Consider the following 9,292-nt stretch of genomic DNA (forward strand, 5'->3'; position numbering starts at 1 on the left):
GTAAATCAAAGACTCAATGTGTTGGCGCCGATCAAAAAAATTGACACCTAGGCGTTATCAAACGCCCTAACCTCTTGAACTACCAACTTTTTTTACTCGGTACCCACCCCACCACCATTACCGCACATACCAACCCTTCGGGGTTGGTATTTTTTTGCCTACAAGTTTGGGTTCATGCGGGTCTGTGGAGGTTGTTGCGGACTGTGGAGACGATGGGTCAAGGTGGTAAAAAGCAGGGTTTTGTCTCTGGGGGCGGATAGTCTCTGGAAGTCTGGCCTATGAATAACGGCCGAAGTCCGCAAAGACTTTAAGCTAAACTCATTTAAATCAATAGGTTACTTGCGTACTTAATGAGCGAGTTTTTAATTTGTATTGATAGGTTGCGAAAACTGTAAATCACTGGACTAGGATTGAGATCAAACTTAGTGAGCTGACTTACGTTTTACTGCTGTTACTTCCCCCGTGAGATGTGTACACATGAGATTTACGCAGCACACTCTTCTGTAGCAGTGGCTGTGACAACTCGCCCAGAATGCCGCATTCAGCAGCTACCTTTGGCTCTTCACACCGATCTCGCAAGCCTTTCAGTTGCCTCTCAAGTGCCCTGAGTTCTCGGATACGTTCAGCAACATGACCGATGTGGGCATCCAGCAAAGTGTTCACATCACTACAGCTCTCATCAGGTGCATCTTTGAAGTGCAGCAACCTGCGAATCTCGTCAAGAGCCATGTCCAGAGATCGGCAATGGCGGATAAAAGTGAGTCGCTGCACATGTACTTCCATGTAAACACGGAAGTTGCCTTCTGTTCGGGCGGGAGATGGCAGCAGTCCTTCCCGTTCATAGTAGCGGATGGTTTCGATTTGCGTACCTGTGGCATGTGCCAGTTCACCAATTTTCATGACGTACCTCCCTTGCCAAGATGAGAAAACATATTTCATATTAACTTCTTGACTCTGTAGTGGCTACAGGGTGTCCAATTACTTTCAGTAATTAAAAAAGGCAAACAACATGAGTGATTGCAGCAGCAAGGGATGTGCCTGCGCCGAGGGGCCGGTAACATTTACGCAAGACAAACCAATTCTTGTCAGCAAAGGGACGGTGCAGTACCGCATTGACAACATGGACTGCCCCACCGAGGAAGCCCTGATACGCAACAAACTGGCAGCGGTGCAAGGGATAACAGGGCTCGACTTCAACCTGATGCAACGCATCCTCACTGTGCATCACGAGTTGGTCAACTTGAGCCCAGTCGAAGCAGCCTTGCAAGATATTGGAATGGAGGCGCAAACTATCTCAGCTAACGATGCGGCAAAACCATCCACCACCGAGCCTGAATCAAAAGCTAACTGGTGGCCACTGGCGCTGTCTGGAATGGCAGCCATGCTTGCCGAGTTGGTGTACTGGCAGCAAGGTGGCAATCACTGGACCGTCATGGCACTGGCACTCGGAGCAATTTTGACGGGTGGCCTGTCGACCTACAAAAAGGGTTGGATTGCGCTCCGTCATCGCAATCTCAACATGAACGCGCTGATGTCGATTGCAGTGACTGGTGCAATGGCCATTGGGCACTGGCCGGAAGCCGCGATGGTCATGTTTCTCTTCGCGTTAGCAGAAGTGATCGAAGCCAAGTCGCTGGACCGGGCACGCAACGCGATTCGAGATCTGATGGATTTGGCGCCAGACACCGCTACGGTACTTCAAGAAGACGGCAACTGGAAGGTAGTACCAGCTCAATCCGTACCCGTGGGTGCCATGGTACGCCTAAGCCCCGGCCAACGCATCGCACTGGACGGTGTTCTGGTCAGTGGGCATTCTTCAGTGAACCAGGCGCCTATCACGGGGGAGAGTCTACCGATTGACAAAGCCGAGGGCGACCCCGTCTTTGCCGGCTCAATCAACGAAACGGGGTCCTTTGAATATCGGGTAACCACAGAAGCCAGTCACTCGACATTGGCACGCATCATCCACGCAGTCGAGTCAGCTCAGGGAAGCCGTGCACCGACGCAGCGCTTTGTTGACCAGTTCGCCAAGGTTTATACGCCCAGCGTGTTCGTCATTGCCTTACTGGTAGCGACGATTCCCCCGCTGTTGTTGGGGATGTCTTGGGGTGACTGGGTTTACAAGGCATTGATACTACTGGTGATTGCCTGCCCTTGCGCACTGGTGATCTCGACACCGGTCACCATTGTCAGCGGTCTAGCAGCTGCAGCGCGCAAAGGCATCTTGATCAAGGGCGGCGTCTATCTGGAACAAGGTCGCCGACTCGCGACCTTGGCCTTTGACAAGACGGGCACGATCACCCACGGCAAACCGGTTCAGACCGACTTTGTTCTGCTCGGCGGAGATGCGGGCGAGACTCGCATTTTGGCAGCCAGCCTCGCAGCACGCTCTGATCACCCCGTCTCGTTAGCTATTGCACATGCAGCAACCGAAGCAGGCTTGAAGCTGAAGAGCACTACTGAATTTGCTGCCATCCTAGGACGTGGCGTGCGTGCGAACATCGACGGCCATACTTATCAACTGGGTAATCACCGACTAATTGAAGAGTTAGGTCTTTGCTCAAACGAGATCGAAAACAAACTCAATGACCTTGAGCTTCAGGGTAAGACAGTGGTTTTGCTAGTCAATCAGACGGGCGTTCTGGGAATATTTGCTGTGGCTGATACAGTGCGTGAGACCAGTCGAAACGCTATCGCTGAACTGCACACGCTCGGCATCAAGACAATAATGCTCACGGGTGACAATGCACATACTGCTATGGCTATTGCGCGTGAAGTAGGCATCGACGAGGCCAGGGGAAATCTCTTGCCCCAAGACAAGCTCAAAATCATTGGCGAGCTGATGGCACAGTCCAACGGGGCCAAGATAGGTATGGTGGGTGACGGTATTAATGACGCCCCCGCATTGGCGCGCTCGGATATTGCCTTCGCCATGGGCGCAGCTGGAACCGACACGGCCATTGAGACTGCAGATGTTGCTCTTATGGACGATAACCTCGAAAAGATCCCTGTCTTTGTTCGACTGTCTCGGGCAACAGCGGCAATTCTGACTCAGAACATCGCGCTCGCACTGAGCATTAAAGCAGTCTTTCTAATTCTGACATTTACTGGACAAGCCACTATGTGGATAGCGGTATTTGCTGATATGGGAGCTAGTCTATTGGTTGTATTCAATGGTTTGAGGCTGTTGCGACGATGAATTGAATGTTAGCTATCTCTCTAATAAATCTAATGATTAATTGACACCATCCGGGAGCAGTATTAATTTAAGTTTTCAATTTGGGTTTTCAAGGGGTTCATGAGATGAAAAAAGTAGCTTTAATTTCGGCAATTTTCATGGTTTTAGTTGCTGGCGTGCCTGTGGGTGCTCAGCCAACAAACACCTTCGACAAGAGCGCAAAAGCGCAACTGGAAGAGCCCAATGTCGCCGAGTTCGACAAGCAGGCTGCCCAGATTCAGGAAAACATCAAAACGATGCAAGCGCAGATGGACAAGATACGTCAAACGCAGGATCCGCAAGAGAGAAAGAAATTGCTTCATGACCATTGGGTAAACATGCAGAACAACATGGGAATGATGCAAGGCATGTGGAGTCAGGGCATGATGGGTTGTTGCGGAGCTAGTAACACGCCCGGCGGCGGACATATGGGTGGCCCAGGCATGATGGGATGGCATGGCATGAGTGGCTATTACTCGCGGCTCACACCTGAACAGCTAAAGCAACATCAATACATGATGAACCAATACCTCGGCATGCAGCAACAAATGATGAATCACATGATGTTTCAACAGAACTACATGATGGGCCGGTAAGATCGTCTATCAGCCCCTATAGGTCATACGACTAGCTAAGGCGACATTCCCATAGGACCGCTTTGGCTATAGCTTCCTGAATGTTCACTTTTGGCAGATCTCAGATTTTCCCCGAAAATTGAAATGATAAGTGGTGCCGTCTGTTAAGTTCATTGATTTAGCGTGTCTGTGGAGATCTTTTCATCCAACCGAGCGTTTTTTGTCATGATCAAATGATCATTTGGACACTTTACTGCGTGAGCCGGTCAGGTTCACTTGAATACGCAGTAGACTTTTGAGATGTTTTTGTACAAAAAGACTTAAAACTTCGGGGTATCACCATGGGCATTATTGATAAAACAACATACACGCTTACCTGCCAACACTGCGACACAAAAGAGGTATCCTCAGTATTAGACAAAGGATCCAATTGGAGCGGTTCATCCTGGCAAAGTGGAACAACCTTTGAGCTTTTTGACACGACTTGGAATGGTGGACAAAAACAAGAGCCGACCTTAGAAAAGGCTACCTGCAAAAAATGCAAGAATCCCGCAACATTTCAAAAACAATACTGACTACTTCTCATTCAATACATTGAAACCCAACCGATATCGCTGCTCTTTCCAAAGCGCCTGCGGATCAACCGCAATATCAAACAGCGTCAAATGATCGGGCAGCGTGTCGTCCAAAATTGCCTCGACGATATCAGGCGCAAGTACTGTCAAATTCATCATACGACTGACATAACTATTGTCGACACCCTCACGAGCTGCGATCTCTCGCAGTGAACTCACCTGCCCTGACTCAAGCATTGCAAGCCATCGATGCCCCCTTGCCAATGCCAGTTGCAACGCATTGGGGGCGACACCCCAGGGTCTGGGTTCACCTGTCTCACCATTGGGTAGCGTAATCTGCTTACGACCTGCACGTCGCTTGAACTGGATTGGAACAGAAACCGTGAGACGACCATCACTCAACTCAATAACCTCTGGGATGCCGTTTTTATGAATATGTAGTCCACTCATGCAACAACCTCCTCGTGATTAAGCTGTAAGCGATCAGCTTGCAATTCCAGAACCATTTTCTCAAGTCCGTTGGCGCGCAGTCTTACCTCCATCTCGTTTGGTGAGACAATCACCCGATCGACCAAAAGGCGCACAATGCGAGCCTGCTCGGCGGGAAATAGCTGATCCCAAATAGTGTCAAGGCGAGTCATCGCAACCGTTGCTTTGGCCTCGTCAAGGCTTGGATCTAATCTGATTGCATGTGGCAGAACCTCGGCAAGCAGTTCTGGTGCGCGCAAAAGGGTTCGCAATTGCTCAAGCACTGCCGACTCAAGCTCCGCTGCAGGCATTCGCGGTAGACCAGAAGCCCCTGGATATTCCTTAACATCCCTCTGCGGGATGTAATACCGATAACTTCGCCCACCTTTTTTTGTTGTGTGAATCGGTGACAAGGCACGACCATCATTTCCAAAAACGATACCCTTGAGCAAGAAATCAGCCCTACCTCGATTTTGACCGGCCCGGACTCGATAATTTGTAGACAAAATTGCGTGAACATCATCCCAAAGTTTGGGATCGATTATCGGTTGATGCTCACCCGGATACCACTGTTCTTTGTGCCGTAACTCACCTAAATACGTTCGATTGTGAAGCAGTTTATGGATGAGCCCTTTATCAATCGGCTTACCTTCTCTGACTCGACCATCCTGGGTGGTCCATGCTTTGGAGGTTGCACCGTCTAACTGAAGCTCTTTGACGAGCTTGGTTCCGGACCCTAGTTCAACAAACCGCTCAAATATTTGCCGGATTAGTTTGGCTTCTTTTGGATTGGGTACCAGGCGACGGTTTTCAACGTCGTACCCCAAGGGTGGTACCCCGCCCATCCACATGCCCTTCCTTTTGCTGGCTGCGATTTTGTCCCGAATGCGTTCGCCGGTGACTTCTCGCTCGAACTGTGCAAATGACAAAAGGACATTGAGCATGAGCCTGCCCATTGATGTTGTGGTGTTGAATTGCTGGGTGACAGAGACAAATGACACCCCTTGCCGCTCAAAGACCTCAACCATTTTCGAAAAATCTGCCAAGCTTCGAGTCAAACGATCAATTTTGTAAATAACAACAACGTCAATTTTTCCAGCCTCAATGTCTGCCATTAGTCGTTTGAGCGCAGGGCGATCCATGTTGCCGCCCGAAAATGCCGGATCGTCATAATCATCTGCAACGGGGATCCACCCCTCTGCTCTCTGGCTTGCCACATAGGCATGCCCAGCATCTCGTTGAGCATCAATTGAGTTGTACTCTTGATCAAGACCCTCTTCACTTGATTTCCGCGTGTAAACAGCACAACGCATGCGTTTTTTAAAGGTATCGTTCATACACGGGCTCCCTTTTTAGTTGGAGTTTTCGCATTCGGCCTAGCCCGCAAACCGAAAAACAAGGGTCCTGACCAGCGCGTTCCGGTAATTTCAAAGGCGATCTTTGACAAACTTTCGTATGGTCGACCATCAAACTCGTAGCATCCGGTTGATGTAGCGATAACGTGATATTCCTTGCCCTGATAGACACGGGAGAGCATCGTGCCTGCAACTGGCTGGTAATCTGCGTCACGAAACCTTGCCTTGCCGTTTTTAATTAATGCATCGATTCGGCGTTTGTTACGATCCAGCAAACTGCGCTCTGTTTTGTAAAACTCAATTTCCTGGAGCTTGTGAGCGATACGTCGCTCCAAAAACTGTCGGTTATGTGTTGGCGTGTCGCTTCGAAATAGCTTGCGCCATAAAACTTTGAGATCTGGCATTGCCAGTTCTGGTAGCTGCACGATTTGCTGCACCACCGATTGTGGCATTGCTGGTTTATCAATTTTTGCCTTCATTAAGACTCCTTAACTCCGTAGTTGACGGTGTCTCTATGAACGCTCTGGTGACCAGAAAATCCAAGTCCTAAATGACTCTTGAAGACCACATTTGCGGACTTTTCAACAGATTGATCCCTCAAACGGGAAATGCCTCTCGCCAGCAGGGAAGCCACCTCGTCCATGCGCTCAGTCACCGTCATAGATTCAGGTGCGCAGCGTTTGATTTTTTGCATTGGTTACCCGTCGGTCTGGTTGCTAGATAACCAGGGGCGCGTCTACTCCTGGGGCTACAACCAATATGGCCAACTCGGTAATGGCAACAGCACAAACCAAAATGCGCCCAAGCTTATCCCCATGTCTGTCACCACCCCCATCAAAGACATCTACATCACAGGTGGAGTGTATGCAGCCTCGTTTTTAATTGGAACGAATGGGATTTTGTATGCGGCGGGCGAGACCAACTCGTCCTTGCTCACGTCAAACTCCTCCACCCACCAGCCCGTCATGCCTTGGGGCTGGAATAAGACTGTCAAAAAGATCTTCTCCTGCGAGACCCCTGGTACCTGGGAAGGTGCGGGCACTTATCGCAGGTATGGTGCCGTGCTGGATAACGGTGAGCTCTGGATGTGGGGCGATCAAGGCGGATATGTTGGAGATGGCTTTGGGATTGGCTATGGTCCTGCATCGTTTCAAAGCAACACGATCTTCCCAATCAAATGCCTGGATGGTGTCAAAGACGCACAGACCGTTGCTGCGGGCTACCACATGAGTCTTGCGCTCATGAATGACGGGACCGTGAAATGGACCGGATACAACGGTCAATATATTGGTGGCAGCTCCGGTATCTCCAGAAATACCTGGGAAACACTCGGCGGGAGTTTCCTCACTAATGTCACCAAGCTGCGCCTCTACGGCTACTCCACTTATCAGACTGCGGTGGCTTTGCGAAGCGATGGCAAAGCCGTGGTCTGGGGCTTTGGAGGATCGGGCCAGGTCGGCAATGGCAACAACCTCACACCGAATGCGCCCAACTCCTTTTTGCTCCTGGATAAAACAGTCGTTGACTTTAGCGTCTCGGGCTACTTCGGTGCAGGCTCGGGCGCTCTTTATTGCCTGACCTCCGATGGTCAAGTCATGGTCAACGGGTACGGTGCGCACTCCATGGACGGGGATGACGATCAGGAGAGTCGTTTTGCCCCCTCACCTGTCATTTTTTAAAGGAATCAACACATGACAACCATCTCGCTTGGCAAAATCGCCTTTACGTGGCGATCGACCTATAACGCCAGCAGCACCTACATGAAGCAAGACGTGGTTTCCTACAATGGTGACAGTTTTGTTTGTGTACTAGACAACACCATGGGCGTGACACCTACAGAGGCCTCAGCCGCCTGGGATCTCTTTGCGCAGGGAACTACCGGGATTTCTAATAGCTCCGGGCAAATTATTTACAACAATGGCACGGGACTGGTTGCGCTCCCAGCAGGAGCACTCGGTCAAGTCCTAACAGTGGGTCCTACGGGACTGCCCGTCTGGGCAACCCCTGAAATTCGATCCGGCACCAAGGCATTAAGGTTTCCGGAAAACACGGCGAACACCCAATCGAACCTTTACCGAACGATGGGCGTCATCATGACTGATGGCAGTGTGCGCGCCTGGGGACAGAATTCAAACTTTAGAATTGGAGACGGCACAGAATATTCGCGCTCCTACCCTGCGCGTGCGGCCTTTCCACCTGGGTTTCCGGGGGCTGCCAAGCTTTACTACACGGCACAGACTCACACCTATTGCATCGACAATAACGGACAGCTCTGGATCTGGGGTTACAACGATTACGGTCAGTGCGCTAATGGCAACACGACCGTGCAACGTGTGCCGTTTAACGCCAGTGCAGATTCTGCCAACTCCATTTTTGGCAAGACGGTCACGCAAGTCGCACTCGCCTGCGGTGAGCAAAATGCCAATAGCTCTTTGGTGCTGTGTAGTGACGGCACCGTTCATTCCTGTGGATACAACGGGTATGGCCAACTCGGTCACGGTGATACCACCTATCGATCCCGTTTTGTGCAATTGCCCGTGCTCTCCGGCATTACCCAAATCGCCGCTGGACGCGAAGCTTATCAGTCTTGCTATGCCGTTAAAAATGACGGCACACTTTACTCATGGGGATATAACGGGGATGGTCAACTTGGAGATGGCACTACAACCAATTCAACGATTGCCATGCCTCGCACTGGCGGCTCGTTAAGTGGAAAGACAATCGTCAAAGTTTTTGCTGGGCACGTGCATGCCATCGCACTTGATAGCCTGGGCAATTTGCACGCATGGGGCACGAACTCATACGGCCAACTTGGTAACGGCAATTACGTGCAACAGTTAACCCCTGTTCTGGCAGTCGGTACGGGCGTTGCAGATGCCTACCTCGGAGGTTACGACTATCCCGTGACCTACATCAAGAAAACAGACAACACACTCTGGGCATGTGGTTACGGAGAATACTGGGCCAACGGAGTCTCGCCACCCGGCACAACGACAGCCACCTTTACCCAGATCCCGCTTGGTGGAACCCTGGTTAAAGCAATCCGTGGTGGCTCTGGCACGTACAACTTTGGAGCCGCACTACTCACCAACGGTCAGGTCA

General features: G+C 50.7%; 9 protein-coding genes. 5 read left to right on the forward strand and 4 right to left on the reverse strand.

Annotated elements, in window-relative coordinates; all coding sequences use genetic code 11:
* Nucleotides 1–435 precede the first annotated feature (435 nt).
* Complete coding sequence (gene cadR, locus WBJ47_RS15455) at nucleotides 436–900, reverse strand: Cd(II)/Pb(II)-responsive transcriptional regulator (protein ID WP_422246163.1); 465 nt, start codon at nucleotides 898–900, stop codon at nucleotides 436–438.
* A gap of 109 nt (nucleotides 901–1,009) precedes the next feature.
* Here cadR and WBJ47_RS15460 point away from each other — a divergent pair, with 109 nt between their 5' ends.
* From WBJ47_RS15460 to WBJ47_RS15470, 3 genes are all read left to right on the forward strand, one after another.
* Nucleotides 1,010–3,199, forward strand: coding sequence for a heavy metal translocating P-type ATPase (locus WBJ47_RS15460; RefSeq protein ID WP_422246162.1), 2,190 nt, complete (start codon nucleotides 1,010–1,012; stop codon nucleotides 3,197–3,199).
* Nucleotides 3,200–3,303: 104 nt separating this feature from the next.
* A complete protein-coding gene (locus WBJ47_RS15465; RefSeq protein WP_422246160.1) occupies nucleotides 3,304–3,813 on the forward strand; it encodes a hypothetical protein in 510 nt (169 codons plus the stop codon).
* Between the two features lie 320 nt (nucleotides 3,814–4,133).
* Entirely contained in the window at nucleotides 4,134–4,367 is a 234-nt protein-coding gene (locus WBJ47_RS15470; protein ID WP_422246159.1) for a hypothetical protein, read from the forward strand.
* On the opposite strand, the gene WBJ47_RS15475 is transcribed toward WBJ47_RS15470, so the two are convergent.
* From WBJ47_RS15475 to WBJ47_RS15485, 3 genes are read right to left on the reverse strand one after another with little or no spacing between them, the layout of a single operon-like run.
* Nucleotides 4,368–4,817, reverse strand: a complete 450-nt coding sequence (locus tag WBJ47_RS15475) for a LacI family transcriptional regulator (protein ID WP_422246158.1) — start codon at nucleotides 4,815–4,817, stop codon at nucleotides 4,368–4,370.
* Nucleotides 4,814–6,172 (reverse strand): recombinase family protein, encoded by a 1,359-nt coding sequence (locus tag WBJ47_RS15480; protein ID WP_422246156.1) that lies wholly within the window; start codon nucleotides 6,170–6,172, stop codon nucleotides 4,814–4,816. The genes WBJ47_RS15475 and WBJ47_RS15480 overlap by 4 nt, the downstream gene beginning before the upstream one ends.
* Nucleotides 6,169–6,669 (reverse strand): DUF2924 domain-containing protein, encoded by a 501-nt coding sequence (locus WBJ47_RS15485; RefSeq protein WP_422246154.1) that lies wholly within the window; start codon nucleotides 6,667–6,669, stop codon nucleotides 6,169–6,171. The genes WBJ47_RS15480 and WBJ47_RS15485 overlap by 4 nt, the downstream gene beginning before the upstream one ends.
* A gap of 162 nt (nucleotides 6,670–6,831) precedes the next feature.
* Here WBJ47_RS15485 and WBJ47_RS15490 point away from each other — a divergent pair, with 162 nt between their 5' ends.
* Together WBJ47_RS15490 and WBJ47_RS15495 are read left to right on the forward strand one after the other, a co-directional pair.
* On the forward strand, nucleotides 6,832–7,869 hold the full coding sequence (locus tag WBJ47_RS15490) for an RCC1 domain-containing protein (protein WP_422246152.1): 1,038 nt from the start codon (nucleotides 6,832–6,834) through the stop codon (nucleotides 7,867–7,869).
* 12 nt (nucleotides 7,870–7,881) lie between these two features.
* Nucleotides 7,882–9,292 (forward strand): RCC1 domain-containing protein (locus WBJ47_RS15495; RefSeq protein ID WP_424585630.1); only part of this gene is annotated, 1,411 nt, incomplete at its 3' end.

Source organism: Zwartia sp. (genome assembly GCF_049655405.1).
Taxonomy (GTDB): domain Bacteria; phylum Pseudomonadota; class Gammaproteobacteria; order Burkholderiales; family Burkholderiaceae_B; genus Zwartia.